Origin of the sequence: Streptomyces sp. ISL-36 (assembly GCF_018614205.1) — a bacterium.
Taxonomy (GTDB): domain Bacteria; phylum Actinomycetota; class Actinomycetes; order Streptomycetales; family Streptomycetaceae; genus Streptomyces.
Genome location: NZ_JAGGOS010000105.1, coordinates 1 through 26,374 on the forward strand (window position 1 = coordinate 1; position 26,374 = coordinate 26,374).

The window sequence follows — 26,374 nt, forward strand, 5'->3', positions numbered from 1 at the left end:
ACCTGGCGTCCGGGACCAGGCATCCGGGGACCCGGCGTCCGGCACCGGGCACGAGGGTTCGGCTCCTCGGGCCCGCCCGCGCCGCGGGCGCACCTGGCGTCCGGCACCCGGCCGCCGCGCTCGCCCCGCGTCCGCCCGTCCCCCGGCCCCGTCGCTCAGCCCGCCGATCCGTAGGCCGCGTCCCAGTCCGTCGCCAGGACGGTCGCCGCGTGGGCGGCGGACGCCAGGGTGATGTGGCGGTGCCAGCCGCGGAACGAGCGGCCCACGAAGTCCCGCAGGCCCGCGCCCTCCCCGACCTGGGTGAAGTCGCGCTCCACCCGCCGGGCGAGCTTCGTCAGCCGTAGCAGCGAGCCGACCGTCGACCCGGTCAGGTCGGTGATCCACAGCCGGGCAGGGGGCCGGCGAGGGTCGTCCCACTCGCCGAGCAGCAGCAGCGGACGCATCCGTTCGCCCGCGGGGGCCGGCAGAGCGACCCGTACCACCGTCGCCAGCGATGTGCGCGAGGTCCGCGCACCGGCCGCGGTGTCCAGCCAGCCCACCGGCCGCCGCAGGCCCTTGAGCGACTCCAGGATCTGCTGGGCCGGCAGCGGCCCGGCGCCGAAGCCGGGCAGCGCCCGGTCCGCGACCGCCAGCCGGCAGGTCGCGCTGATCCGCGCGACGACGGGAACCCCGGCGCCGGCCAGCCGGTTCAGCGCCGCCCGCCCCGCGCCGCCGCGGATGTCGAGCAGCAGCGGCTTGCGGGTGACGTCCTGCCAGCGGGCGGTGTCGAGCGCGGCCGCGACCGCGCACTCCTCCAAGGTCTCCTCGCCCGCCCCCTCGGGAACCTCCGCCCGGTCGCGCCGCGTCCGGTCCTTCACCCATGGATCGGGCAGGAAGAGCCGCCAGTTGACCGGCACGCTCAGCTCCTCGGCGGCGAACCACACCCCGAAGGCCTGCTGGCCCCGGAACACCTGCCCGCGCTCGGGGTCGAACCGCCGGTCCACGCCCACCGAATGCTCGCCGGCCTTCGGTATCGGCATCGACCGCACCACCCAGGCCTGCGGGCAGCTGTTCTGCTCCAGGAACCCGGCGAGCGCGGCCCGCATGGGCCGCCAGTCCCAGGTGGAGCTGGAGATGAAGTGGTGCAGACTCTGCTCGGCGGCCGGCCCGCCGATCTGCGCGGCGATGTTACGGATGGACTTGCGGCCCTGCGCGGTCAGCAGCCCCCGAAGATACTGCTCCGCCTTCAGACGCTGATCGCGCCGGGGAAACCCCGAGAAGAGCGTGGCACAGAGCTCGTCGTAGACATCGTCGGCCACCGCGTTCCGGTACGACGCGGGGTGTGGCCCGTGCCCGGTGCGGTGCGGGAATTCCAGCGGATCGAGAACGGTCCTGCGTTGGGTTGCGACGGATGTACTCACGACACTCCTGCCTACGGTTTTGCAGCTCCCTCCAGCTGCCCCTCCACCGTCTCGCCTCGGCGCCCGTGACACGAGGTGTACCCGGCACCCGTCTGGGCCGCCCGATGGTGGCCGGACCACCGCCGGTGGCCCCGCGGGCGCCGCCCTGGGGGCCGGGCACAGGTCGTACGGGGGGTGAAGTGTGGCCGGACCACCAGGGGAGGGGAACTGGCCACCGAACCGCCGTCAGGAGTTCATGCCCCGCGGGGGTGATCTGACAGACTCGGCGGCCCGGCTTTGACCGGGGTGCGGGCCGGGCCGACCATCGCAGAACGAGGCGGCACGGGCCGGCCCCTGGTTAATGCCCCAGGCCAGGGACCGCACCCGTGCGCCTCGCTTATTCCGCGGAGCGCCCCGCGCCTTCCGCTTCCGAGCCCGCGCCTTCCGAGCCCGCGCTTGCCGAGCCCGCTCCCGCGCCCTTCGCCCCCGCGCCTGCCGCTTCCGCGTCGCGCAGCGCCGCCTGGCGCGCCACCCGGGCCGCATGGGTCGGACCCGCTGGAACCCCTGCCGGACGCAGGCTCTCCATCTCCTTGCGCAGCACCGGGACGACCTCCTCGCCGAGCAGGTCGAGCTGTTCCAGGACCGTCTTCAGCGGCAGGCCGCCACTGTCGACCAGGAACAACTGCCGCTGGTAGTCACCGACGTACTCCCGGAACGACATCGTCCGCTCGATGACCTCCTGCGGGGAGCCGACCGTGAGCGGCGTCTCGCGCGTGTACTCCTCCAGGGACGGACCGTGGCCGTAGACCGGCGCGTTGTCGAAGTACGGGCGGAACTCCCGTACCGCGTCCTGGGAGTTCCTGCGCATGAACACATGCCCGCCGAGACCGACGATCGCCTGCTCGGGCGTGCCGTGACCGTAGTGCGCGTACCGCCGGCGGTAGAGACCCACCATCTTCGCCGTGTGTTCCTTGGGCCAGAAGATGTGGTTGGCGAAGAAGCCGTCGCCGTAGTACGCGGCCTGCTCGGCGATCTCGGGGGAGCGGATCGAGCCGTGCCACACGAACGGCGGCACGCCGTCCAGCGGCCGCGGCGTGGAGGTGAAGCCCTGCAGGGCTGTACGGAAGCGGCCCTCCCAGTTCACCACGTCCTCTCGCCACAGCCTGTGGAGGAGCGCGTAGTTCTCGATGGCGAGCGGGATGCCCTGTCGGATGTCCTGCCCGAACCACGGGTAGACCGGGCCGGTGTTGCCCCGACCCATCATCAGATCCACCCGGCCGTCCGCGAGATGCTGCAGCATCGCGAAGTCCTCGGCGATCTTCACCGGGTCGTTGGTGGTGATCAGCGTCGTGGACGTGGAGAGGATGAGCCGCTCCGTGCGCGCGGCGATGTGGCCCAGCAGGGTCGTCGGCGAGGACGGCACGAACGGCGGGTTGTGGTGCTCGCCGGTCGCGAAGACGTCGAGCCCGACCTCCTCCGCCTTGCGGGCGATGGTGACCATCGCCTTGATCCGCTCGTACTCGCCCGGCGTACTGCCGTCGGTGGGATCGGTCGTCCTGTCCCCGACGGTGAAGATTCCGAACTGCATGACACAACACTCCAAGCCGCCCCAGGATGTCCGTCCTCCCCATAGTGCACGACCCGCAGCAGAAACGGAAACTTATCCGGAAAGCCTTCCGGCGTGGTGACGAAGTCTGCGGCGCGGGCTGGACGCGCCGCCCCCGGACGCCCACGCTCACAGCCATGACACCCGAACCCGTACGAGAAGAGACACGGCCCGTGCCCGTCGTCACCGCCTGGTCGGACATCGGCTGCCCCTGGGCCTCGCTCGCCCTGCACACCCTGCGGGCCACCGCCGCCGAGCGCGGCCAGGACCTGCTGATCGACCACCGGGCCTTCCCGCTGGAGCTGTTCAACCGTCAGCCCACGCCCAAGCACATCGTCGACGCCGAGATCGTCATGCTCGGCGCGCACCGACCCGAACTGGGCTGGCGCCTGTGGGACGCACCCGCCTGGGAGTACCCGTCGAGCGTCCTGTCCGCCCTGGAAGCCGTACAGGCCGCCAAGGCCCCCGAGGTCGGCGGGCTGCGGGGCTCCGACCAGCTCGACGCCGGACTGCGGCGGGCCTTCTACACGGAGCACCGCTGCATAGCGATCCACTCCGTCATCCTCGACATCGCCGAAGAATGCCCCGACGTCGACGCCCCCGCGCTGGAGAAGGCCCTCTCCCAGGGCGCGGGGCGCCGCGAGGTGTACGAGCAGTGGCACGAGGCGCAGGGCCCGCAGATCCAGGGAAGCCCGCACTTCTTCGCCGACGGCGGATACGCGGAGCACAACCCGGGCGCCACCTACGTCTTCACCGGGGACCTCTACAACGGCGGCTTTCCCCGCCTCGACCGTTACGACGCCGGCTGGGCGACCGAGCTGCTCGACTCGCTCGCCGACTAACCTGGCGGCACGAGGGCCGGGACGAGGTGGCGATGAGACGGCGATGAGACTGCTGAGGCGGCGATGAGCTGCGATGAGACCGCTGAGACTCGCGATGAGACGGCGATGAGACTGCGCGGACAGCTGCCGGTGATCGGGGTGGTCGCCGCGGGCGGCGCCCTCGGCGCGGCCGCCCGCTACGGCGCGTCGCTCGCCTGGCCCACCCCGGCCGGCGCCTTCCCCTGGACCACGCTCCTCGTGAACACGTCCGGATGCGCCGCGATCGGCGTCCTGATGGTCCTGGTCACCGAGGTCGCCGCCCCACCGCACCCGCTCGTGCGCCCCTTCCTCGGTACGGGCGTCCTCGGCGGCTTCACCACCTTCTCCACGTACACCCTCGACACGCAGCGCCTGTTGAGCGCCGGGGACACGGCCCGGGGCGTGGCATACATGGGGGTGACGGTGGCGACGGCGCTGGCCGCCGTCTGGACCGCGACCACGGCGGCCCGTGGCGCCCTGGCAAGGAGAAAGAGATGACGAGACTGGCGGGCAGGGCCCTGCGGGTGACGATCCTCGTCGGGGAGAGCGACGTGTGGCACCACCGGCCGCTGTACTCCGAGATCGTGCACCGGGCGCACGAGGCGGGGCTCGCCGGAGCCTCGGTCTTCCGCGGCATCGAGGGCTTCGGCGCCTCCTCCCTCATCCACACCTCACGGCTGCTCTCGCTCAGCGAGGACCTGCCGGTCGCGATCGTCATCGTGGACACCGAGGAGCGGGTCCGGGAGTTCCTGCCGCAGCTCGACGCGCTCGTGAGCGAGGGTCTGGTGATCCTCGACGACTGCGAGGTCATCCGATACGCCGGTCGGGAGCAGCGCGTGTGAACTGGCTGCTCGTCCTCGCCGGCGCGGCGATCGGCGCGCCCCTGCGCTACCTCACCGACCGCGCCGTCCAGTCGCGCCACGACTCGGTCTTCCCCTGGGGCACGTTCACGGTGAACACAGCCGGCTCCTTCGTCCTCGGCCTGCTGACCGGTGTCACCTCCGCCCACGCGCACCTGCTGCTCGGCACCGGCCTGTGCGGTGCGCTGACGACGTACTCGACCTTCTCGTACGAGACGTTGAAGCTGTACGAGGGCGGGGCGAAGGGATACGCGGCGGCCAACGTGGCCGGGAGCCTGGCGGCCGGACTCGGCGCCGTATGGCTGGGAGTCGAGGCGTCCCGGCTCTTCTGAGGGGATTCCGTCAGTGGCAGGGTGCTCCCACGAGACGAGATCTTCGAGAGGGGTGGCCACGCGTGAGCTGGTCGGACTTCCAGTACGAGATATACCTCAACGGCCTGACCGGAGCCGTGCCGCGGCTCCCCACCGACCTGACCCGCCTGGAGGAGCTGACCGCCCAGCGGCTCGGCCCCGGGCCCGTCGGTTACGTGGCCGGCAGCGCGGGCGACGGCTCCACCGACCGCGCCAACCGAGCCGCCCTCGAACGGCGCCGGATCGTCCCCCGCATGCTCCGCGACGTGCGCGAACGCGACCTGTCCACCCAGCTGCTGGGCCGCCAGCTGCCCGCCCCGGTGGCCCTCGCACCCGTCGGCGTCCTGTCGATCCTGCACCCCGACGCCGAGCCGGCCGCCGCACGGGCGGCGGCGGCGCGCGGCATCCCGTACATCCTCTCCTCCGCCTCCAGCACGCCGATGGAAGACGTGGCCGAGGCGATGGGGGAGGGGGAGCGCTGGTTCCAGCTGTACTGGCCGAAGGACGTCGAGGTCGCCCGCTCCTTCCTGCGCAGGGCGAAGGCGGCCGGCTACACCGCCCTCGTCGTCACCCTCGACACCCCGCTGCTCTCCTGGCGTCCCCGCGACCTCGACCAGGCGTACCTGCCGTTCCTGCGCGGGGTCGGGACCGCCAACTACTTCACCGACCACGCCTTCCGGGCGGGGCTGGCCAAGCCGGTGGAGGAGGACCCGCAGGCGGCGGTCATGCACTTCGTGGCGATGTTCGCCGACCCGGGAAAGACCTGGCCCGACCTGGAGTTCCTGCGCGAGAACTGGGACGGTCCGATCGTTCTCAAGGGTGTCCTGCACCCCGACGACGCCCGCGCCGCCGCGGACGCCGGCATGGACGGGGTCGTCGTCTCCAACCACGGGGGCCGCCAGGTCGCCGGTGCGATCGCAGCCGCCGACGCCCTGCCGGGTGTGGCGGACGCGGTCGGCGACCGGCTGACGGTTCTCTTCGACAGCGGGGTGCGCACGGGCGCCGACATCGCCAAGGCCCTGGCGCTGGGCGCGGACGGTGTCCTGGTCGGCCGCCCCTACGCCTACGGCCTCGCCCTCGACGGCCAGGCGGGAGTCGACCACGTGATCCGCTGCCTCCTCGCCGAACTCGACCTCACCCTCGCCCTCGCGGGCCACGCGACCCCGTCGACCCTGACGCGCGAGGATGTGGCGGAGTCCCCGGGCAGTTGAGGCGGCGGCCAGGCCCTCTCCGGCGTCGTCGGCTCGCTGATCGAGGTCCCGGTCCTGGTCGCGCCGGTGTACGTGTCCCTGGCCTGGCGCAAGACGTTCACGGCGCGGCGGCAACTCGGCTCGTGAGCCGTGCGGACGGTCAGTCGATGGTCGGGCTGCGGCGTTCGACGAGGACCGTGTCGCGCCAGCGGCCGTGGTGGCGGGCGATGCGCTCCCGGGTCCCGATGACCCTGAAGCCGGCGCGCTCGTGAACGGTGAGGCTGGCGGTGTTCTCGGGGAAGATCCCGGACTGGATGGTCCAGATCCCGGCCGCCTCCGTGGACTCGACGAGCGCCTTGAGCAGCGCGGAGGCGACACCGCGCCCGCGGGCGTCGGGGTGCACGTACACCGAGTGTTCGACGACACCGGCGTACGCGCACCGGTCGGAGACGCCGGTTGCGGCGACCCAGCCGAGGACGCGGCCGGTCTCGTCGACCGCGGCGAAGCGGTGCTCGGGCAGCTTGGCCGCGTCGAACGCCTCCCAGGTGGGGGCGGTGGTCTCGAAGGTGGCGTTGCCCTCGTCGATGCCGGCCTGGTAGATCGCGACGACCTCGTCGGCGTGTTCGGCGGTGAGCGGCACGACGACGACGGAGGCGGTCATGCGGTGGCGGCCTTGGTCAGCACCCGGCCCATGCCGGCGAGGACGGAGGGCTCGACGCGGTAGTAGACCCACGTCCCGCGCCGCTCCGAGGAGAGCAGGCCGGCCTCCTTGAGCTTCTTCAGGTGGTGGGAGACGGTCGGCTGGGACACCCCGACGTCGGAGATGTCGCACACGCACGCCTCGCCGCCCTCGTGGGAGGCCACGGCGGAGAACAGCCGCAGGCGGACCGGGTCGCCGAGGGCCTTGAACATCTTCGCGGTCCGCTCGGCCTCGCCCGCGGTCAAGGGCCGTTCGGTCAGGGGCGGACAGCACGGCTCGACGAGCTCCGGCTCCAGCAGCGGCAAGGCCTTCACGTTCGACATACATCTATGTTGACACATGTCGAATCAGCGAGGGAGGGGGTGGGGCGACTTGAGGCCGCTCGTTCGAGACCAATAATTCGACCCATGTCTATATTGACGCACGCCGAAACAAGTGTCAGGCTGGCCGTAAGAAGCCATCGACAAGCGTCGAAACAGCAAGGGGAGTCATCGTGTCCGAGTCGCTCACCGAGGCCACCACCGCCCTGCCCACCGTGGTCATCGGCGCCGGCCCCATCGGCCTCGCGGCCGCCGCCCGGCTCGTCGAGCGCGGCATCGAGCCCCTGGTCCTGGAAGCGGGGCCGGCCGCCGCCACCGCCGTACGAGAATGGGCGCACGTCCGGCTGTTCTCGACCTGGGCCGAGGTCACCGACCCGTCCGCCGAGAAGCTCCTCGCCCCGACCGGCTGGGTGAAGCCGGATGGCGCCACGTACCCGACCGGCGGCGACTGGGCCGACCAGTACCTTCAGCCGCTCGCCGACGTCCTCGGCGACAGGGTCCGCCTCGGCGCCCGTGTCACGGGCGTGTCCCGCGCCGGCCGCGACCGCGTGGTCGACGCCGACCGCGAGCGGCAGCCCTTCACCGTCCACGTCCGGTACGCGGACGGCCGCGAGGAGCGCCTGTTCGCCCGCGCCGTCATCGACGCCTCCGGCACCTGGTCCACCCCGAACCCGCTCGGCGGCGACGGGCTGCCCGCCCTCGGCGAGCGCGCGGCGGCCGACCGTGTCTCCTACCGCGTGCCGGACCTGAACGACCCCGCGGTCCGGGCCCGTTACACCGGCAGGCGCACCGCCGTCGTCGGCACCGGCGCCTCGGCGTTCACCGCGCTCGCCCTCCTCGCCGACCTCGCGGAGGAGAGCGGCGACACCCACGCCGTCTGGATCCTGCGGCGCGGCATCGGCGACTCCACCTTCGGTGGCGGCGAGGCCGACCAGCTGCCGGCGCGCGGCGCCCTCGGCCTGCGTGCCAAGGCCGCCGTCGAGGCCGGGCGCGCGTCCGCGGTGACGGGATTCCGTACCGCCGCCGTCGAGCGCGACGGCGAGCGGCTCGTCCTGGTCGCCGAGGACGGCCGCCGCCTCGACCCCGTCGACGAGGTCATCGTCCTCACCGGCCTGCGCCCGGACCTCTCCTTCGTCTCGGAACTCCGCCTGGGCCTCGACGAGCGCCTCCAGGCCCCGACCGCACTCGCCCCGCTCATCGACCCGAACCAGCACTCCTGCGGCACGGTCTACCCGCACGGCGTGAACGAGCTCTCCCACCCCGAGAAGGACGTGTACCTGGTCGGCATGAAGTCCTACGGCCGCGCGCCGACCTTCCTGGCCATGACCGGCTACGAGCAGGTCCGCTCCATCGCGGCCGCGCTGGCGGGCGACCAGGAGGCCGCCGAACGCGTGGAGTTGACCCTCCCGGAGACGGGTGTGTGCGGAGGCGCCGGCCTCTTCGACCAGCCCGAGGCGAACGAGGGTGCCGCCGGCGGCTGCTGTGCCACCCCGACCACGCTCCAGATCGGCGCCACCGCCCCGACCTCCTCCGTCTGCTGCTGACCCCGGCACCCGCGGGGAGGCCGGGCCGAAGGGGCTGAGGACCTTCCCTGGCGGGACTACTCCTTGACGTCGACGCCGTAGCCCCGTGCGAGACCGTCGAGTCCGTGGTCGTAGCCCTGACCGACGGCACGGAAGCGCCACACCGGGCCGCGGCGGTAGATCTCCGCGAGGAGCAGGGTGCGCTCGCTGGTGGCGGCGTCGACCGTTGTCTGGGCCAGGACCGCCGCGTCGATGCTCGGCGCCAGGGTGGCCTGGACGGCGCCGATGTCGCCGAAGGTGGCCGCGCCGTCGATGGCGGCGGCGATCACGACTTTGCGGGCCGCAGGCGGGAGGGCGGCGAGGTCGACGGCGATCGTCTGCTCGGTCGGCCCGTCGCACAGCAGACGTACGGCACCGTCCGGGCTCTCGGGCGCGCCGTAGAAGACGAAGTCCTCGTCACAGGAGACCTGTTCCTCCTCGTCGACGATGAAGGCCACGACGTCGATCTCGCAGTTCGTCTGCTGCGCCCACGAGGCGCCCACGCTCCAGCGGCCGGGGGTGGGGAGATCGATGACCCCGCCCCGGGGCAGGATCTGGGCCGCTGTTCCCCGCTGGGCCGGGACGCCCGAGGAGACGGGGGCGTCGGAGGAGGTGGGGGCGTCGAGCCAGGCGCTGTCGTGGACCGGCAGCCCGAGCGAGGCGACGCGGGCCATACGGCGATCGCGCTCCCCGCCGGGCAGCAGGACGATATCGGTGACGCCGGCGGAGAGGTTGATCGCGGCGGCCCCACCCCGCTCCACGACCCGGGCCCGGGCGCCGGACGCCTCCTCATGACTGCCGCCGAGAACCAGGACCCGCCGGCGGCCGAAGGGCTTGCCGACGCGAGGGGTCTCCGGCTGCCGGGGAGCCGGCACGCCGGGGGCGCTCTCCGCAGTTCTGGAATCCGAGGCAGGCGCTACGGGCTGCGCTGTGGCTGTGGGTGTGGGTGTGGCCTTGGTCGGGGCCGTGGCAGCGGTCGGTGTCTCAAGTGCCGGCTTCTCGTGCGGTGTACCGGGACGCACGTCCTTCAGCAACGTGAGGAAGCTGTGCTCGTCGATGACCGGAACGCCCTCGGAGAGAGCGCGTCGGGCCTTCGCCGAACCCGAGGCCGTGTCGTTGGTGACGAGGGCACTGGTGTGCCGGCTGACCGACGTCATCATGTTCAGTCCGGCGGCGACGGACCGGGCCACGAGTTCGGCGCGAGCGGTCGCCGTCTCGCCGGTGATGCTGATCTTCATGCCCTGGACGAGCGGGCCGCCGGGCTCCAGTCGGCCGGGGTTGCGGTAGGCGCACGGCGTCTTCGGTGGGCTCGGGGCGAACTGCGGGTCCTGCCGGGGCGGGCAGGTCACCAACGGCAGCGGGAGGTCGAGCCGCGCGGCCTCGGAGAGGGAGGCGCGGAAGATCCCGGCCAGGACCCTTGTGTCGTCCAGTGCGTCGTGCGCCTTTGTCTGCGGCACGCCGTAGTGGGCGGCCAGAGACGCCAGGCTCATGTCGGCGGTGGGCGGGTCCACGCGCCGGTTCAGGGCCAGGTTGCACAGCCGCTGCGCCACGGGGAGATAGAGCCGGGCCCGGGCGAACTCATGGGCCAGGAAGTCGTAGTCGAACTGCGCGTTGTGAGCCACCATGACCCGGTCCTGCAGGAGCGCGCCGATCTGTCCGGCGACCTGCTCGAAGGTCGGTGCCCCGCTCAGTCGTTCCGCGGTCAGGCCGTGGATGTGCACCGGGCCGGGATCGCACCCCGGGTCGAGCAGGGTCGTGAACTCGCCGGTCTGCCGGCCGTCGGGCCCGATGGTCACCACCGCGATCGAGAGGATCCGGTCACGCCGGGGGACCAGCCCGGAGGTCTCGACATCGACCAGCGCCCAGTCGAAGGCGTAGTCGGACGGGGTTGACGCATCGAGCGTCGTGGCTGCGGGAGGCATGACGGCAAGGATGATCCGGACGCGTGCGCCCCTTCAACCTGAATGCCGATTTGTCCCCTTGATTCCGGAGAGGGGTTCAGCCGCGCAGGTCGCACGCTTCTTCGCCCGCCGGGCCGGTGCGGCGCCCGACATGACGCTCGTGGAGCTTACGGTCAACGGTCAGCCGGGTCCGGTGGCTCACCTGGGGGGCGCCACCGTATCGGTGATGGAACCCGGCGCCCCTCGCTGTGTCCCGCTCCCTCAGGCGGTGAGCGAGGTGAGCGCCGCGTGCACCGTCCCGCGCAGCTGGTCCGGATCGGCGCCGACACGCGAGCGGAGGTTCACTCCATGGGCGAGGAGCGCCAGAACCTCGGCCGCCGACTCGGGCTCCGTTACCTGGCCGAGCTGCCCCTTCGCCCTCGCCGTCGTGAGCGCGTCGCGCAGGGCGTCGCGGAGCCGGTGGTGCTGGCGGTCCAGGATCGTGCGGACCTCCGCCTCGCTGTTTTCGGCGCCGGCGTGAGCGTTGGACACCATGCAGCCCCAGCCCGCGTATGCGCCGGTGCAGCGCGTCGCGATCAGGTTCTCGAAGAACTCCTCGACGGCAGGCAGCCCGCGTTCATCCTCCGTGAGGCGGCCGAGGTTCGGGCGTGACCTCTCGTCGACGTAGCGTTCGAGGGCGGCCGTGTAGAGCTGCTGCTTGCCGCCGAAGGTGGCGTAGAGGCTGGAGCGGTTGAGCCCGGTCGCGTTCACGATGTCCCGGATTCCGGTCGTGGCCATCCCCTGCCTCCAGAAGAGCCGGACCACCGTGTCCAGAACCGTGTCGGGATCGAAGTGCTTGACGTCCGCCATCGCGCGCCCCTCAAGTTGTAACGACAGTTCCAAGATACCTCTGGCCGGAAGCGGGGCGCGGCGTTATCTTGGAACGGCCGTTTCAAGATCTTCCTCTGGGAGCTTTCATGAGCCTCAACGCCGAACTGCGCGCCTTCTACGAGAGCCGGCAGGAGCACATCCCGGGCCACATCCGCGAGATCATGAACCGGGCCGGCCAGGACCTCGCCGACTCCGGACAGTCGGACCGCGCCCTCAACACCGGTGACGTGGCGCCCGACTTCACCCTCCCCGCCGCCGTCGGAGATCCGGTCGCCCTGCGCACCCTCCTCGCGTCGGGGCCGGTCGTGCTCGCCTTCTACCGGGGCGGCTGGTGCCCGTACTGCAACCTCGCCCTGCGCGCCCTCCAGCGGCACCACGGCGACATCGCGGCACGCGGCGCCCGCCTGGTCGCGATCTCCCCGCAGATCCCGGGCGAGTCCCTGTCCCTGACCGAGAAGCACGATCTCGCCTTCGACGTCCTCAGCGACCTCGGCTCCGACGTCGCCAAGCAGTACGGCCTCGCCTTCGACCTCCCGGACGACCTCGCCGAGGTCTACCAGGGCTTCGGCATCGACCTCCAGCACGCCAACGGCGGCCACGCCCGTACCCTCCCCCTCCCGGCGACCTACGTCATCGACAGGGACGGCGTCATCCGCTGGGCCTTCGTCGACACCGACTACACCACCCGCGCCGAACCCGCCGACATCCTGGCCGCCCTCGACGCCCTCGACCGCTGACGGGGCGGCGCGGCCCCGCGGGACGCCGTCGGCAGGGCCGCACCCGCCGGAGGAGCGGCCTTGGTCCCGAAACCGCCCTTGACCAGCAAAAAGACCCTCCCGAAGGAGGGTCTTCGATCATGCGCCCCCGGCAGGACTCGAACCTGCGGCCAAGTGCTTAGAAGGCACCTGCTCTATCCACTGAGCTACGGGGGCCGGGTGGTGGACCGGTGGCCGGATGCCCCCTGTGGGAGGGGCGTGGCCTTGCCGGGTCAAGGATAGGGCTCCGATCCCCTTGGCCCGGTTGCTTCACCTGCGTGGCACGATGTGGAGGTTCGGTGAAGCGGAACGATAATCGCAGGCAGGTGCGATTCCCGCAGCGCTTTTCGCGCCACTTGGCCCGGGTGTTGTGCACTCGTTATGCCTGAGGCTCACGTCCTCAGCCGTTCAGTCGGCGCGCAGGACCCCTATACGCTTCAAAAAGGCTCCAAAATTGGGCATTCTTCGCATGTGGTGACCTTGGACGAACGGCCTCAGCTGATCGACGCACTCTCCGCCCTGCGCGACTGTGTCGCCGCCGTGCGTCTACCCCTCCCCCTCCCAGGCGCCCCACGGGCCCGCCAAGCCCGCGCCGAACTGCTCGCCCAGCTCGACGACTATCTGGTCCCCCGGCTCAAGGACCCCGACGCCCCGCTCCTCGCCGTCGTCGGCGGATCCACCGGAGCCGGGAAGTCCACCCTCGTCAACTCCCTTGTCGGACGGCGTGTCAGCGAGGCCGGTGTCCTCCGGCCCACCACGCGCACACCCGTGCTCGTCTGCCACCCCGACGACCATCACTGGTTCGCCGGACTGCGCGTCCTGCCCCAGCTCACCCGCGTCTGGCTGCCCCACCAGGATCCGCAGGACGAGGACCACGCCGGCGACGAGCCCCTGGAGGAGAACTCGCTCCGCGTCGAGACCTCCTCCGCGGTCCCGCCCGGCCTCGCCCTGCTCGACGCCCCCGACATCGACTCCCTCGTCGTCGAGAACCGCCTGCTCGCCGCCGAGTTGATCTGCGCCGCCGACATCTGGGTGATGGTCACGACCGCCTCGCGGTACGCCGACGCCATCCCCTGGCACCTGCTCCGTACCGCCAAGGAGTACGACGCCACCCTCGTCACTGTCCTCGACCGCGTCCCCCACCAGGTCATCGGCGAGGTGTCCCGGCAGTACGAGGCCCTGCTCCACAAGGCCGGGCTCGGGGACGTGCCGCGCTTCACCATCCCCGAGCTGCCCGAGTCGGCCGGCGGCGGCCGCGGGCTGCTCCCCGAGACCGCCGTCGCCCCGCTGCGCGCCTGGCTCGCCCACCGCGCCCAGGACCCCGCCGCCCGCCAGCAGACCGTCGGCCGCACCGCGACCGGCGTCATCGACTCCCTCGACACCCGGATGCCCGAGCTCGCCGCGGCGGTCGCCGCCCAGTACGCCGCCGCCGTCCGGCTCGGCGGCGCCGTCGAGGCGGCGTACGAGGAGCAGCGTGAGCGCGTCCGGCAGCAGCTGGCCCGCGGGGCCGTGCTCGCCGGCGACGCCCGTACCCGCTGGCGCGGCTACCCCCGCGACAGTTCCGCCGACGAACTCCTCGACGCCCTCGTCGAGTCCCTCGCCGCCCTCCTCCAGTGCGCGGCCGCGGCCGCCGACGAACGGGTCCGGGACTCCTGGGGCCGCGAGCCCGCCGCCGCGGCCCTCTGCGCCGCGCAGGCCGCCCCCGACCGGGAGGCGGGCGAGCGGATCGAGCTGGCGGTACGGCGCTGGCGGCGCGTCCTCGAAGAGCTGGCCGAGGACGAGGTACGGAGCAGCATCCGCATCGCGACCTCCCGCACCGCCGCCCCCGATCCGGAGACCGTCGCCGCCCTCCTCGCCGCCGCCCTCCTCGGCGGCCGCCGCACCCGCAGCGCCGGCGAACGACTCGCCGAACTCCTCGGCGCACAGACCGCCCTGCGCCTGCGCGACAAGGGGGGCGACCTCGTCCTGACCTACCTCGACACCGTCCTGAACGGCGAACGCGACCGTCGCCTCGCCCCCCTCGACGCCCTCGAGGTGACCCCCGAGCCGCAGGCGGAGCTGATCGCCGCGCTCTCCGTACTGCAGAAGGAGAAGTGACCGGTGAGCAGCAGCACGGTGGACGACCGCTGGGACGACGGCCTGATCGCGCGCAGGGTGGCCGAGCGGGCGGACGGCGGCCCTCTTCCCGAGGGGGAGCAGGCCGCGGAGGAGGACAACCTTCCGCCCCTGGGAGGGAAGTACGGAGGTGCCCTGCGCTACCGCCTCGACGCCCTCCACGAACTCGTCGGCCTCTCCCGTACGAGACTGGAGACCGAGACCCTCGCCGAGGCCGGGCGCGTACTCGACGAGGCCGCCGCCCGTCAGCGGCTCTCCGCCCGCCACACCGTCGTGGCCATCGCCGGCGCCACCGGCAGCGGCAAATCCACCCTCTTCAACGCCCTCGCCGGCGTCCCCGTCTCCGAGACCGGACTGCGCCGCCCCACCACCTCCGCCCCCATCGCGCTCAGCTGGTCCGAGGGCTCCGCCGGGCTCCTCGACCGGCTCGCCGTCCCCGGCCGGCTGCGCCGCCGCCCCCTCGCGGGCGGCGCGGCCGACGAGGACCTGCAAGGGCTCGTCCTGATCGACCTGCCCGACCACGACTCGGCCGTCACCGCGCACCGCGACCAGGTCGACCGGGTCCTCGCTCTCGTCGACGCCGTGATCTGGGTCGTGGACCCGGAGAAGTACGCCGACGCGCTGCTCCACGAGCGCTATCTGCGGCCGCTGGCGGGCCACGCCGAAGTCACCTTCGTCGTCCTCAACCAGATCGACCGGCTGAGCGGCGAGGCCGCCGACCTCGTCCTGGACGACTTGCGCCGGCTCCTCGACGAGGACGGCATGGCCCTGGGCGAACACGGCGAACCCGGCGCCACCGTCCTCGCCGTCTCCGCCCTCACCGGCGAGGGAGTCGGCGAACTGCGCGAGCTGCTCGGCCGGTTCGTCCAGGAGCGGACCGCGCCGGCGCGCCGGCTGTCGGCCGACGTCGACGCGGCGGCGGCGCGGCTCCGCCCGGTGTACGTCTCCGACGGCCCGACCGGTCTCGGCGAGCGGGCGCGAGAGGACTTCGCGGCCCGCCTCGCGGTCGCCGTCGGCGCCACGGCGGCCGGTGAGGCCGCCGAACGCGTCTGGCGCCGGAACGCCATCCGCGCCTGCGGCACCCCCTGGCTGCGGCTCTACCGCTGGTACGAGCGGATCCGCGAGCACGGTTCCGCCACCGACCCGCGCCTCCACGCGCCGGCCGAGGAGGAATTGACGGCCCGGCAACGGGTGGAACAGGCGGTACGGACCGTCGCCGAGGACGCCTCGCGCGGGCTTCCGGCGCCGTGGGCGCAGGCGGTGCGTGAGGCGGCGGCGCGAGGGGCCGAGGGGCTGCCCGAGGCGCTCGACGAGCTGGCGCTGACCATGGGGGACCCGGTCGCCCGTCCGCCGCGGCCGGCCTGGTGGCCGGCCGCCGTGCTCGCGCAGGTCCTGATGACGCTCCTGCAGCTCTTCGGCGCGTTGTGGCTGGTCGGCCAGATCATCGGGGTGGTCGAGCCGGGGCTGCTGCCGCCCGTCCTGATCATGATCGGCGGCATCGTCGGCGGCCCGCTGGTGGAGTGGGCGTGCGCGGCCGCCGTGAAGGGGCCGGCGCGGAGGTACGGGCAGGATGCCGAGCGCAAGCTGCGGGAGGCGGCGGCCGCCTGCGGGCGGGCACGGGTGCTGGACCCGATCTCGGCGGAACTGATGCGGTACCGGGAGGTGCGCGATCAGTACGTGACGGTGTCGGGGACCCGCCTGGGAGCGAGGGTCACCCGGCTCGGCGGCGGCGCACGGTGGGGCGGCGCGAGGCGGGGCGCCCGGATGAGGTGAGTGGGTGGGGGAGCGGGTGGGGTGTGCGGGCGGGGGCGAGCGGCCGAGGTGGGCGGCAGGGGTGAGCGACCGAGCTGTGCGGGCGGATTCACCCTGTCGGGTGACGAGGTTTTCCCCAGGCGCCCGGCCCTCCACAACCGTCGGCGGGGTTTCTCCGCCCGGTCCAGCATGGAGCCAGCCGAAAGGACGGCGGCGCCGGCAGCGCAAGGGGCGCCGGCGAGAGCCGGCGCAAGGGGCACCGGCGAGGGCCAGGCAGGGGGGACGAGCATGAACGACACGATGGTGACGCTGGTCGGGAACGTGGCGACGGGCGTGGAGTACCGGGACACGGCGACGGGCGGGGTGGCCCGGTTCCGGTTCGCGGTGACGGCGCGCCGCTGGGACCGGGAGCGCGGCACCTGGGCCGACGGACACACCAGCTTCTACACGGTGTTCGCCTGGCGGACGCTCGGCGCCAACCTCGCGGCCTCCGTCTCGGTGGGAGAACCCTTGGTCGTGCACGGCCGGTTGAAGGTCCGCGAGGAGGAGCGCGACGGTCAACGCAAGACGTTCGTGGACATCGACGCGCTGGCGGTGGGGCACGACCTCACCCGAGGGACGGCGGCGTTCCGGCGGGTGGCGAAGGGAGAGCCGCGGCTGACGGAACGCCAGGAGAGCGGCGCTGCGGGCCCGGTGCGCGACCCGTGGGACACCGGCCCGGCACCGGCGGCGGGGGAATCTGCGGCGTCGGCCCCGCTCTCGCCGAGCGCGACCGAGGAGTCGGTGCAGGTCCTGAAACCGGTGCCCTGACCTGGAGTTGTGGGGATTTGTCGATACCGCACCCTGCGCTTCTTCGCGAAACGGGCGCCGCTGATAACGATTTCGAGTCGGAATGGTTATCAGACCGTATGGGCGGGCACTTGGCGCTCCCCCGTCCCTAGGATTCCCGCGTACTCACGGGGAACTTGAGTTGGCGCGAGTCACTCGAGTCACTTGAGTCATGTGAGTCAACTGGGTCAGTGAGACTGCTGGCGAAGCGCTCCCCCCACGTGTCCCGACCAAAGACACGGAGCAGCTCGCCCGGAGGGGAAATTCATGTTTTCTGTTCGGAGGCGCGGCGCTGCCCGCCTTGCCGCTGCGACCGTGGTCTCGGGCCTCGTCGCAGCGGGTGCCATAGCCATCGCCGGACCGGCCTCGGCCGACGACAGCCCTGAGGGCACCGGCGGCGCGACCGCCACGCTGGGCAAGCTCACCGTCTTCGACACGGTCAAGATCAAGGGCCAGGGCAAGGTCCCCGCGGGTCTGTTCGAGATGCAGGTCACGCCCGGCGGCTCGATCCAGACCTACTGCATCGACCTCTACACCGGCGCCAAGACGGGCCAGGAGTACAAGGAGGTCGGCTGGGACCAGTCCTCCCTGCACAACAACGAGGACGCCGGCAAGATCCGCTGGATCCTGCAGAACTCCTACCCGCAGGTGAACGACCTCGCCGCCCTCGCCAAGAAGGTCGGCGCGAAGAACCTCACCGAGAAGACCGCCGCCGCCGCCACGCAGGCCGCGATCTGGCACTTCTCGGACGACGTCGAGGCCGAGCCGGTCGACGAGAACGCCAAGAAGCTCACCGCGTACCTGGAGAAGGAGGCGGTGAACCTGGAGGAGCCCAAGGCCTCCCTCAGCCTCTCCCCGTCCTCCCTCGCCGGTAAGTCCGGCGAGCGCCTCGGCCCGGTCACGGTGAACACCAACGCCGCTTCGGCCTCCGTCTCGCTCACCCCGGGTGCCCCCGAGGGCGTCAAGCTCGTCGACAAGGACGGCAAGGTCGTCACCAACGTCGCCAACGGCGGCCAGGTGTACTTCGACGTCCCGGCCGGTGCCGCCGACGGCGCCGCGGAGCTGACCGTCCAGGCCGACACCACGGTCCCGATCGGCCGCGCCTTCGTCTCCACCAAGGTGAAGAGCCAGACCCTGATCCTGGCCGGCACCAGCAAGTCCACGGTCAACGCCAAGGCGTCCGCGTCCTGGGCCAAGAAGGGCGCGATCCCGGCGGTCACGGCGGAGAAGAACTGCGCCAAGGGCGGCCTGGACATCACGGCCTCCAACGAGGGCGACGAGGACTTCACCTTCGAGCTCAAGGGCCAGAAGGTCACCATCCCGGGCGGCGCGTCCAAGACGGTGACGATCCCGCTCGCCGAGGACGAGGCCTACGACTTCACGATCACCGGTCCGAACTTCGAGAAGACCTTCAAGGGCGTTCTCGACTGCAAGACGGCCACCCCGGGCCCGCTCCCGTCGGAGACCCCGACCACCGAGCCCTCCCCGTCCACCACGGCCCCCGCGGCCACCACGGGCGGCTCCTCCACCGGCACCACCGGCGGTTCCGGCGACCTCGCCGAGACCGGTAGCTCCAACGCCACCCCGATGATCGCCGGCATCGCCGCGGTCCTCGTGGTGCTCGGCGGTGGCGCGGTGTTCTTCCTCCGCAAGAAGAAGACGGCCGCAGGCCAGTAACACCCCCTGCTGAACACCGAAAGGCCCCCGGAACTCTCCGGGGGCCTTTCCCTGTTGGTCAGAGCTCGATTGCGCGTCACTGACCGGCGACACGCCGACGCCGAGACCGGTGCGCACCGCTACGCCCCGGTAAACGACGCGACGGGGAGCCTGGACAGTTGCGCGTGAGCCGCAGCCGCGGGCAACTGTCCACGACCGGACGTCATCCCGTTCCAGCACCTTCCTTCGTTGATGCTCGTCGGGGCGTCGGGCTGTCCAGGTGGACCACCACGCTGGTGTAGAAACGGTGAACGGCGTCGTCGACGCTGCGAATGAAGCCGGATTCGGCGTTCCCGCGGCTGCTTCCCATGCTTTTGAACAGTGACAGGCGGAAGCCGGCGATGTGAGTGTCGTTGTTCTTGGGGAGCATGCCCGCCGGCTCTGGGCGGAGCCGTTCCAGCGTGCCCCGTGGCCCCCCGGTTTCTCCTTCGACCAGGGTTTCGATGTGGAGGTCTGCCGGTGCCTCGGCCAGGCGGCGGATAAGGCGTTTGGCCCAGGTCAGCGGGTATCCCTGCTCGGGTGCGGGGATCTCGATGGAGGTGCGCAGCTTGCCGGTGCGCAGGTCGGCGCAGATCGACAGAATTCCGGGTGCGCCGTCCATCCGAAGCTCTGCCTGAAGCCTGCCGCCGAGGCAAAGCTGATCAGCCAAGTGGATGCGGCGGGTACTCGGATCCGCTCCACGCTTGGCTCGCTGGACGGGCAGTACCTTCTGTCCGAGTTCGCCACCGAGGCTGAGGCAGATCTGACGGATGAGCCGTTCCCAACTCTCGACCACCTCCAACGCACGTGGATTGCCCTGGCACAGGGTTTCGTCGTCGATTCCGTTGCGCACAGGGACCCAGGCCGATCCCATGTTCTGGAAGCCGTGGCAGCCGGAGTTCTCATGCCGCAGGTAATAGAGCAGTTCCTGGAGCAGCCAGGCATGTGCCTTGTCCCCGACGCCCTCGTGCCGGATCAGCATCTGTGCCTGGTAAGTAACTTCGGCCCAGGACAGATGCCAGAGGGCCACCTTGTGCTTGCGCCGTCCGTCGATCTTGACGTCGACCAGCGGGCTGCCTTCCAGGGCGACGTCGTTCGACAACGTGATCACGGCCTCGTAGCCACGGCGTGCGGCGATGTCCACGTATGCCTGCACCTGCTCGGGCCTGAGGTCGTTGCCGTTGGTCTTGGTCTCCACCAGCGCGGTCCACAGTTTGCCGGCCCGCTCGACGCGGATCACCCCGTCGGGGCGTCGCGGTGTATCGCCGTGCGGCAAGGAGACCTCGGTGAACGTCTCCATACGGCCCGCCGGTGCTCCGAACGCCGCGGTGAGTCTCCGGCCGAATTCCGGCACCTGCGCCATCACCGACAGCAGCACCGATGTAGCGCGCGTCTCCCGGTCCCGGTCGCTCTTGAGCACTGAGACCGGGAAGAGCCTGGCCGGCTTCCAGGACTCATTGTCCGCCAGAGATTTCCTGGCCACCTTGGGCACCGTGACCTTCTTCTTCGCGGTGCGAGGCCGTGCCGCCTTCTTCGGTTCCACGTCGTCGTCGGGCAGGCGGGGAGCCGGAACCGAGCCTGGCGTAATTTGCGGATCCCGTTCAACGGCCGGAGCAGCAGCCGTCGTAATGGCCTGCGCACTGCTGTCTGTACCGTTCAGCGTTTCGTCTGTGCCCGCGTCGTCATCGATATCGACACCGAAGTCCGCCGCCAGACCGGCCAGACCGGTGTCGTAGCCTTGTCCGACGGCACGGAACTTCCACTCTTCTCCACGCCGGTACAACTCGCCGAAGATGATCGCGCTCACTGTGCCGGCGTCATCGATGGCGAAGCCGAGGAGGCTCTCCCCGCCTCCATCGGCCAGTTTCACCTTCAGGTCTTCCAGCTCCCCGAAGCCGGCTCCTTCGTAACGGCTCGCCGCCACGACGATCCGGTCGATGCCGGACGGGACCGCGGTCAGGTCGAAGCTGATCCGGTCCTCGTCGCCGCTCTCCGTCGGCGTCTTTCCCAACAGTTGCACGCTCCCGTCAGCGGCAACGGGATTGTTGTAGAAGTAGAAGTCGCCGTCACTGCGCACTTTGCCGTTCTCATCCAGCAGCAGGACGGACACGTCCGCATCGCCGTCACCGGTTGGGCTGACCCAACTCAGACTGACGATCAGCGAACCGGCGTTCTCACTCAGCGCCGCCAGCGCCACGTTTGAGCCCTTGACCATCTCATGCATGAAACCCCCCAAACCCCACAATCGGGCACTTGGCTGTCCGTCTAGGTCACCCACCCCACGCCGCCGTGGTGTGACGCACGGCACAAAGGGAGACTGTAGTGCCCGATACCGAGCCCATGTGAGCGTCCGGGAACAACAAGCGGCAGAAGCAAGGCCCAACAGGGCAGCTCCAGCAGTGAGCTGGCGAGAGACAGTGTCGCGGCCTCAGTTTCCGTGTCATGCAGGGCCGTTCAGGCCGTTCAGTCACTACGTGCGCGGATGGAGTCGAGACAATCCGCGCGATGCGCGAGCGCATTCTGCAGGAACTGATCGAGGCGGAGGCCACCGCCCGGATCGGCGCCGAGTGGAACGAGCGCACCGAGTCCCGCACCACCTGGCGCAACGGGCACCGCAAGAAGACGCACCGACGTCGGCTGAGGGCGCGCTGATCATCGCCTTGTCAAGACCACCGTCTGGCGATGGCATCGGCGGTTGACACCGACGAGCGCGTTTCGCGCCGGTCGACGTCGAACATCAGCGGCAGGCCGGCAGGCGCCCGGAGCGGGTTACGCGTAGTCGACGAGGCCCCATGATCGATGCGGTGAGCCGAGAAGTGACGTCTAGCGCCGCCAGAAGTTCATGAGCGTGGCCAGGGGCTTCGATGAGGGCCGGGCGGTCAGTCGGCGAGGTCTTCCGGGGGCACATCGCGAGCGTCTCTGCCTCGTGGAGTGGGGCGATCCCGCTGGCGTGCGGCAGGCTCCGGGCCGTCTGGAGGCCGTCTGCGGGTCGTGTGAGTGGGGCCCACGGGGCCGGTGGCGACCCCCTGTGACAGATCGGCTACCGGGGCGAGCCGGGAAGTCGCAGGTCAGGAGGGTGGGCGGCTACTGGTTTCCGCCTCGGGGTAGCGGTCAGGCAAGATGGGGTGTATCTGCCCACTCACTCTTTGCCGGACGGTTTCTCTTGGCTGAGTACATCTACACGATGCGCAAGACGCGCAAGGCGCACGGCGACAAGGTCATCCTCGATGACGTGACGCTGAGCTTCCTGCCCGGTGCGAAGATCGGTGTGGTCGGCCCGAACGGTGCCGGTAAGTCCACCGTCCTCAAGATCATGGCCGGCCTCGAGCAGCCGTCCAACGGTGACGCGTTCCTGTCGCCCGGTTACACCGTCGGCATGCTCCTCCAGGAGCCCCCGCTCGACGAGTCCAAGACCGTCCTGCAGAACGTCCAGGACGGCGCCGCCGAGATCATGGGGAAGCTTCACCGCTTCAACGAGGTCGCCGAGCTCATGGCGACCGACTACTCGGACGCGCTCATGGAGGAGATGGGCAAGCTCCAGGAGGACCTCGACCACGCCAACGCGTGGGACCTGGACGCTCAGCTGGAGCAGGCCATGGACGCCCTGGGCTGCCCGCCCGGTGACTGGCCGGTCGTCAACCTCTCCGGTGGTGAGAAGCGCCGCGTCGCGCTCTGCAAGCTCCTCCTGGAGGCCCCCGACCTGCTGCTCCTCGACGAGCCCACCAACCACCTGGACGCCGAGTCCGTGCAGTGGCTGGAGCAGCACCTCGCCAAGTACCCCGGCACCGTCGTCGCCGTCACCCACGACCGGTACTTCCTCGACAACGTCGCCGAGTGGATCCTCGAGCTCGACCGCGGTCGCGCCCACCCCTACGAGGGCAACTACTCCACCTACCTCGACACCAAGGCCACCCGCCTCAAGGTCGAGGGCCAGAAGGACGCCAAGCGCGCGAAGCGGCTCAAGGAAGAGCTCGAGTGGGTGCGGTCGAACGCCAAGGGGCGCCAGGCCAAGTCCAAGGCCCGTCTCGCTCGCTACGAGGAGATGGCCGCCGAGGCCGACAAGATGCGGAAGCTGGACTTCGAGGAGATCCAGATCCCGCCGGGCCCGCGCCTGGGCTCCATCGTCGTCGAGGTCGAGAACCTCTCCAAGGCCTTCGGCGACAAGGTCCTCATCGACGACCTGAGCTTCACCCTGCCCCGTAACGGCATCGTCGGCGTCATCGGCCCGAACGGCGCCGGCAAGACCACGCTCTTCAAGATGCTCCAGGGTCTGGAGACCCCGGACTCCGGCTCCGTCAAGGTCGGCGACACCGTCAAGATCTCGTACGTCGACCAGAGCCGCGCCAACATCGACCCCAAGAAGACGCTGTGGGCCGTCGTCTCCGACGAGCTGGACTACATCAACGTCGGCCAGGTCGAGATGCCGTCCCGTGCGTACGTCTCCGCCTTCGGCTTCAAGGGGCCGGACCAGCAGAAGCCGGCCGGCGTCCTCTCCGGCGGTGAGCGCAACCGCCTCAACCTCGCGCTCACCCTCAAGCAGGGCGGCAACCTGCTCCTCCTCGACGAGCCGACCAACGACCTCGACGTCGAGACCCTCTCCTCGCTGGAGAACGCGCTCCTGGAGTTCCCGGGTGCGGCCGTGGTCATCTCCCACGACCGGTGGTTCCTGGACCGGGTCGCCACGCACATCCTCGCTTACGAGGGTGAGTCGAAGTGGTTCTGGTTCGAGGGCAACTTCGAGTCGTACGAGAAGAACAAGATCGAGCGCCTCGGTGCGGAAGCGGCCCGTCCGCACCGCGCCACGTACAAGAAGCTGACCCGAGGCTGAGCGTGCGTCATATCTACAGCTGTCCCCTGCGCTGGTCGGACATGGATGCCTTCGGGCACGTCAACAACGTCGTCTTCCTCCGCTATCTGGAGGAGGCGCGGATCGACTTCATGTTCCGGCTGGCGCCGGGGGACGGTTCGCCGTCGTTCTCCGGCGGGTCCGTCGTGGCCCGGCACGAGATCGACTACGTACGTCCCCTGGTGCACCGGCACGAGCCGGTCACCATCGAGTCGTGGGTCACGAAGATAGGCGCGGCGTCGCTGACGATCGCGTACGAGATCAAGGATCCGGACGTCGTGTACGTACGGGCCTCGACGATCGTCGTGCCCTTCGACCTGGAGGCGCAGCGCCCGCGCCGCATCTCCGCCGAGGAGCGGGCGTTCCTCCAGGAGTACGTCGACGACGGGATGACGGCCGCCGCATGATCGCGCCGCTGCACTTCGCCGACGCCCGGGAGGCGGCGGACCTCGCCGCCTTCCTGGCGCGGCTGCTCCACTACGACCGGGCCGCCGCCGTCCGCCTGCAGGCGGGCAGCGGCGCGCTGGCCGTGTTCGGGCGGCCGCCGTCGTTCGAGGTGCTCGCCATCCGGACGGCACGGCTGGTCGACGACGTGCGGCTGGATGTCACCGTGTCGGCCGGCGCGCTCCTGGAAGGCATCGAGGAGTCGGCCGGCAAGGCCCTCGTCCCCGACACCGTCACCGGGCCGCCCTGGGCCGGTGTGCTGCCGCCGCGGGGCGGCTGGCAACCGGTCGCCGAAGTGCCCGGCTCGGTGGAGCTGCGCGGCGCGGTCGCCGCGGCGGTCGCCGAATTCCGCGCACGGGACGAGGAGCTGCCGCAGGAGCGGCGGACGCGGGCCGAGCGGGACAGGCTCGGCCGCGAGATCTGGTCGCGGACGGTGGCCGGTACGGGCCTTCCGCTCCGGGCGGTCCACGCGGCGCAGTCGCTGGGCTTCCTGCCCCCGCACGAGGTCCCGGTGGCGCTGCTGGCCTCCGGCCCCTGGCTCCGGCTGCGCACGCCGTACGGGTCGATCGCCCTGCGTACGGTCCCGATGTCCCTGACGGTGACCCCGGGCGCCGCCCGGTGACTCGTGTGGAGGTCGATGCGCCGCTCACCGGCGCCGAGCTCGACGAGCTCTTCCACGCCTCCTGGCCCGGGCACCAGGACACCGATTTCGGTCCGGTCCTCGCCCGCAGCCTCCTTCGGGTCACCGCGCGGCGCGAAGGCCGGCTCGTCGGTTATGTGAACGTCGTCGGCGACGGAGGGGTGCACGCGTTCGTCCTCGACACCACCGTGCATCCGGACGCGCGGCGGCAAGGCCTGGGTGTCGCGCTCGTACGGGCCGCCGCCGAGGCCGCCCGCGAGCGCGGCGCGCACTGGCTGCACGTCGACTTCGAACCGCACCTCACCGTGTTCCACGAGCGGTGCGGCTTCCGGCCCACCAGCGCCGGACTCATGGCTCTGGACCCCCGCCCTCCCGGCCGCTGAGCCCGGCCTCGCGCCGCCCGCACGCCGCCCGCACGCCGCGCCCCTCGGGGGGACCCGCGCCTCCCCGGGAGTTTCCTCAGCGTTCCACGTCGTCCGGCCACACTCCGATGTGGTCCTGCTCCAGCTCCAGCATCACGCGGTGCTCCATGCCCAGAGTCTCCGTGTACTCCGCCGGGAGCTGCAGCCGGCCCGCCCGGTCCAGCATCGCGTACTCGCGGGCCACCATGGACTCCTGGCCCTCCTCGTCGACCTCCGTACGGCGCAGGACCTCCGAGGAGGTGCGGCCGTCGCGGATGGCGACCGTGCGGCGGACCTCGGAGGCGACCGCCTGGTCGTGGGTGACGATCACGATCGTCGTGCCCAGCTCCTCGTTGGCGCGGCGGAAGGCCGCGAAGACCTGCTCGCCCGTAGCGGAGTCCAGCTCACCGGTCGGCTCGTCCGCCAGCAGCACCGACGGGTTGTTCGCCAGCGCCACCGCGATCGCCACCCGCTGCTGCTGGCCGCCGGACATCTGGTGCGGCCGGCGGTCCCGGCAGTCCGCGACGTCCAGCATCGCCAGCAGCTCCTCCGACCGCGCCGCCTTCTTCGCACGACTCGACCGGCCGCCCCGCAGCTGTATCGGCAGCGACACGTTCTGGGCGGCGGTCAGATACGGCAGGAGGTTGCGTGCCGTCTGCTGCCAGACGAAGCCCACCACGTCCCGCCGGTAGCGCAGCCGCGCCCTCGCGTCCATGGCCAGCAGGTCGCAGCCGGCCACCTTCGCCGCGCCCGCCGTCGGCACGTCGAGGCCGGCCAGGATGTTCATCAGCGTCGACTTGCCGCTGCCCGACGCCCCGACCAGGGCCATCAACTCGCCCTCCTTCACCAGCAGGTCGAGGCCCTGGAGCGCCTGCACCTCCACCCCGTCCGTGGTGAAGATCCGTACCAGCCGGTCGCAGGCGATCAGGGCGTCGTGGCCGTACGAGGGCCGGTCGCGGTGCGCCGTCGCCCGCTGCTCCAGCTCCGCCAGAGTGGTGTCGGTCGTCGTCATCGTGCGTCTCCTGCCCTGAGTTCCTTGATCGAGCCGTTGCGCGCCGACCACCACGCCTGAAGGGCCGCCGCCACTCCCGCCAGGACCACCACGCCCACGGCGGGCAGCCCCAGTGACCAGGGATCGGCCCGCAGCGGAGCGCTGTCGAGCGTGGCGAGCCCCGGGGCCGCCGCCAGGGCCAGTCGGACCAGGTCCACGCCCGGTGCGAGGAGCAGGATCGTCGCCCAGCCCACGAGGGTCCCGCCGACCGCGGCGAGCAGCGCCTGCGGCAGCGCCTCCAGCCCGAGG

The 26,374-nt window shown here is 71.3% G+C and carries 24 protein-coding genes, 1 tRNA gene and 2 pseudogenes; 17 read left to right on the forward strand and 10 right to left on the reverse strand.

From position 1 onward, the window contains the following. Positions 1-155 precede the first annotated feature (155 nt). Positions 156-1,400: an IS701 family transposase gene (locus J7E93_RS25740; protein WP_374105432.1), complete on the reverse strand. Its 1,245-nt coding sequence runs from the start codon at positions 1,398-1,400 to the stop codon at positions 156-158. A 376-nt stretch (positions 1,401-1,776) separates the two neighbouring features. Beyond that, on the reverse strand, positions 1,777-2,967 hold the full coding sequence (locus J7E93_RS25745) for an LLM class flavin-dependent oxidoreductase (RefSeq protein WP_215072331.1): 1,191 nt from the start codon (positions 2,965-2,967) through the stop codon (positions 1,777-1,779). 155 nt (positions 2,968-3,122) lie between these two features. Here J7E93_RS25745 and J7E93_RS25750 point away from each other — a divergent pair, with 155 nt between their 5' ends. From J7E93_RS25750 to J7E93_RS37390, 6 genes and pseudogenes are all read left to right on the forward strand, one after another. Continuing rightward, the gene (locus tag J7E93_RS25750) at positions 3,123-3,827 is read left to right on the forward strand and encodes a DsbA family protein (protein WP_215072332.1); all 705 of its coding nucleotides are present in this window, start codon (positions 3,123-3,125) and stop codon (positions 3,825-3,827) included. A gap of 105 nt (positions 3,828-3,932) precedes the next feature. Further along, on the forward strand, positions 3,933-4,343 hold the full coding sequence (locus tag J7E93_RS25755) for a CrcB family protein (RefSeq protein WP_215072333.1): 411 nt from the start codon (positions 3,933-3,935) through the stop codon (positions 4,341-4,343). Further along, positions 4,340-4,687, forward strand: a complete 348-nt coding sequence (locus tag J7E93_RS25760) for a DUF190 domain-containing protein (RefSeq protein WP_215072334.1) — start codon at positions 4,340-4,342, stop codon at positions 4,685-4,687. The genes J7E93_RS25755 and J7E93_RS25760 overlap by 4 nt, the downstream gene beginning before the upstream one ends. Next, positions 4,684-5,037: a fluoride efflux transporter CrcB gene (crcB, locus tag J7E93_RS25765; protein WP_215072335.1), complete on the forward strand. Its 354-nt coding sequence runs from the start codon at positions 4,684-4,686 to the stop codon at positions 5,035-5,037. Before J7E93_RS25760 ends, crcB begins: the two co-directional genes overlap by 4 nt. A gap of 62 nt (positions 5,038-5,099) precedes the next feature. Beyond that, positions 5,100-6,266 carry a lactate 2-monooxygenase gene (locus J7E93_RS25770; protein WP_308368787.1) on the forward strand — a complete coding sequence of 389 codons (1,167 nt, stop codon included), beginning with the start codon at positions 5,100-5,102 and terminating at the stop codon, positions 6,264-6,266. A 6-nt stretch (positions 6,267-6,272) separates the two neighbouring features. Then, positions 6,273-6,392 (forward strand): annotated as a pseudogene (locus J7E93_RS37390) (arsenical-resistance protein); the annotation flags it as partial. Positions 6,393-6,405: 13 nt separating this feature from the next. On the opposite strand, the gene J7E93_RS25775 reads toward J7E93_RS37390, so the two are convergent. Next, entirely contained in the window at positions 6,406-6,906 is a 501-nt protein-coding gene (locus J7E93_RS25775) for a GNAT family N-acetyltransferase (RefSeq protein WP_215072337.1), read from the reverse strand. Then, entirely contained in the window at positions 6,903-7,268 is a 366-nt protein-coding gene (locus J7E93_RS25780) for a helix-turn-helix transcriptional regulator (RefSeq protein WP_215072338.1), read from the reverse strand. Before J7E93_RS25780 ends, J7E93_RS25775 begins: the two co-directional genes overlap by 4 nt. 170 nt (positions 7,269-7,438) lie before the next feature. Between J7E93_RS25780 and J7E93_RS25785 the strand changes: the two genes are divergently transcribed. Next, positions 7,439-8,809 (forward strand): NAD(P)-binding domain-containing protein, encoded by a 1,371-nt coding sequence (locus tag J7E93_RS25785; protein ID WP_215072339.1) that lies wholly within the window; start codon positions 7,439-7,441, stop codon positions 8,807-8,809. A gap of 56 nt (positions 8,810-8,865) precedes the next feature. Here the strand turns inward: J7E93_RS25785 and J7E93_RS25790 are convergent, their stop codons facing one another. Together J7E93_RS25790 and J7E93_RS25795 are read right to left on the reverse strand one after the other, a co-directional pair. Further along, positions 8,866-10,749, reverse strand: a complete 1,884-nt coding sequence (locus J7E93_RS25790; protein WP_215072340.1) for a TerD family protein — start codon at positions 10,747-10,749, stop codon at positions 8,866-8,868. Between the two features lie 240 nt (positions 10,750-10,989). Then, entirely contained in the window at positions 10,990-11,577 is a 588-nt protein-coding gene (locus tag J7E93_RS25795; RefSeq protein WP_215072341.1) for a TetR/AcrR family transcriptional regulator, read from the reverse strand. Positions 11,578-11,684: 107 nt separating this feature from the next. Here J7E93_RS25795 and J7E93_RS25800 point away from each other — a divergent pair, with 107 nt between their 5' ends. Then, positions 11,685-12,335 (forward strand): peroxiredoxin-like family protein, encoded by a 651-nt coding sequence (locus J7E93_RS25800; protein WP_215072342.1) that lies wholly within the window; start codon positions 11,685-11,687, stop codon positions 12,333-12,335. A 122-nt stretch (positions 12,336-12,457) separates the two neighbouring features. Here J7E93_RS25800 and J7E93_RS25805 read toward each other — a convergent pair. Further along, a tRNA-Arg gene (locus J7E93_RS25805) sits at positions 12,458-12,530 on the reverse strand. Between the two features lie 303 nt (positions 12,531-12,833). Between J7E93_RS25805 and J7E93_RS25810 the strand changes: the two genes are divergently transcribed. The 4 genes from J7E93_RS25810 (at position 12,834) to J7E93_RS25825 (ending at position 18,725) form a co-directional block, all read left to right on the forward strand. Continuing rightward, positions 12,834-14,450, forward strand: coding sequence for a dynamin family protein (locus J7E93_RS25810; protein ID WP_215072343.1), 1,617 nt, complete (start codon positions 12,834-12,836; stop codon positions 14,448-14,450). Between the two features lie 3 nt (positions 14,451-14,453). Beyond that, on the forward strand, positions 14,454-16,241 hold the full coding sequence (locus tag J7E93_RS25815) for a YfjP family GTPase (protein ID WP_215072344.1): 1,788 nt from the start codon (positions 14,454-14,456) through the stop codon (positions 16,239-16,241). Between the two features lie 267 nt (positions 16,242-16,508). Continuing rightward, positions 16,509-17,030 carry a single-stranded DNA-binding protein gene (locus J7E93_RS25820; protein ID WP_215072345.1) on the forward strand — a complete coding sequence of 174 codons (522 nt, stop codon included), beginning with the start codon at positions 16,509-16,511 and terminating at the stop codon, positions 17,028-17,030. Positions 17,031-17,315: 285 nt separating this feature from the next. Continuing rightward, entirely contained in the window at positions 17,316-18,725 is a 1,410-nt protein-coding gene (locus J7E93_RS25825) for a Cys-Gln thioester bond-forming surface protein (protein ID WP_215072346.1), read from the forward strand. Positions 18,726-18,927: 202 nt separating this feature from the next. Here J7E93_RS25825 and J7E93_RS25830 read toward each other — a convergent pair whose 3' ends face one another. Further along, the gene (locus J7E93_RS25830) at positions 18,928-20,967 is read right to left on the reverse strand and encodes a TerD family protein (RefSeq protein ID WP_215072347.1); all 2,040 of its coding nucleotides are present in this window, start codon (positions 20,965-20,967) and stop codon (positions 18,928-18,930) included. 281 nt (positions 20,968-21,248) lie between these two features. Here J7E93_RS25830 and J7E93_RS25835 point away from each other — a divergent pair, with 281 nt between their 5' ends. The 5 genes from J7E93_RS25835 (at position 21,249) to J7E93_RS25855 (ending at position 25,056) form a co-directional block, all read left to right on the forward strand. Continuing rightward, positions 21,249-21,395, forward strand: a complete 147-nt coding sequence (locus J7E93_RS25835) for a transposase (protein ID WP_374105433.1) — start codon at positions 21,249-21,251, stop codon at positions 21,393-21,395. Positions 21,396-21,906: 511 nt separating this feature from the next. After that, positions 21,907-23,571: an energy-dependent translational throttle protein EttA gene (ettA, locus tag J7E93_RS25840; protein WP_215072348.1), complete on the forward strand. Its 1,665-nt coding sequence runs from the start codon at positions 21,907-21,909 to the stop codon at positions 23,569-23,571. 2 nt (positions 23,572-23,573) lie between these two features. Continuing rightward, on the forward strand, positions 23,574-23,996 hold the full coding sequence (locus J7E93_RS25845; protein WP_215072349.1) for a thioesterase family protein: 423 nt from the start codon (positions 23,574-23,576) through the stop codon (positions 23,994-23,996). Further along, the gene (locus J7E93_RS25850; RefSeq protein ID WP_215072350.1) at positions 23,993-24,655 is read left to right on the forward strand and encodes a hypothetical protein; all 663 of its coding nucleotides are present in this window, start codon (positions 23,993-23,995) and stop codon (positions 24,653-24,655) included. Before J7E93_RS25845 ends, J7E93_RS25850 begins: the two co-directional genes overlap by 4 nt. Before the next feature lie 5 nt (positions 24,656-24,660). Beyond that, positions 24,661-25,056, forward strand: coding sequence for a GNAT family N-acetyltransferase (locus tag J7E93_RS25855; protein WP_308368788.1), 396 nt, complete (start codon positions 24,661-24,663; stop codon positions 25,054-25,056). Between the two features lie 76 nt (positions 25,057-25,132). Here the strand turns inward: J7E93_RS25855 and J7E93_RS25860 are convergent, their stop codons facing one another. Then, positions 25,133-26,086, reverse strand: coding sequence for an ABC transporter ATP-binding protein (locus tag J7E93_RS25860; RefSeq protein ID WP_215072352.1), 954 nt, complete (start codon positions 26,084-26,086; stop codon positions 25,133-25,135). Then, positions 26,083-26,374, reverse strand: a pseudogene (locus tag J7E93_RS25865) (ABC transporter permease); the annotation flags it as partial. The pseudogene J7E93_RS25865 and the gene J7E93_RS25860, both read right to left, overlap by 4 nt.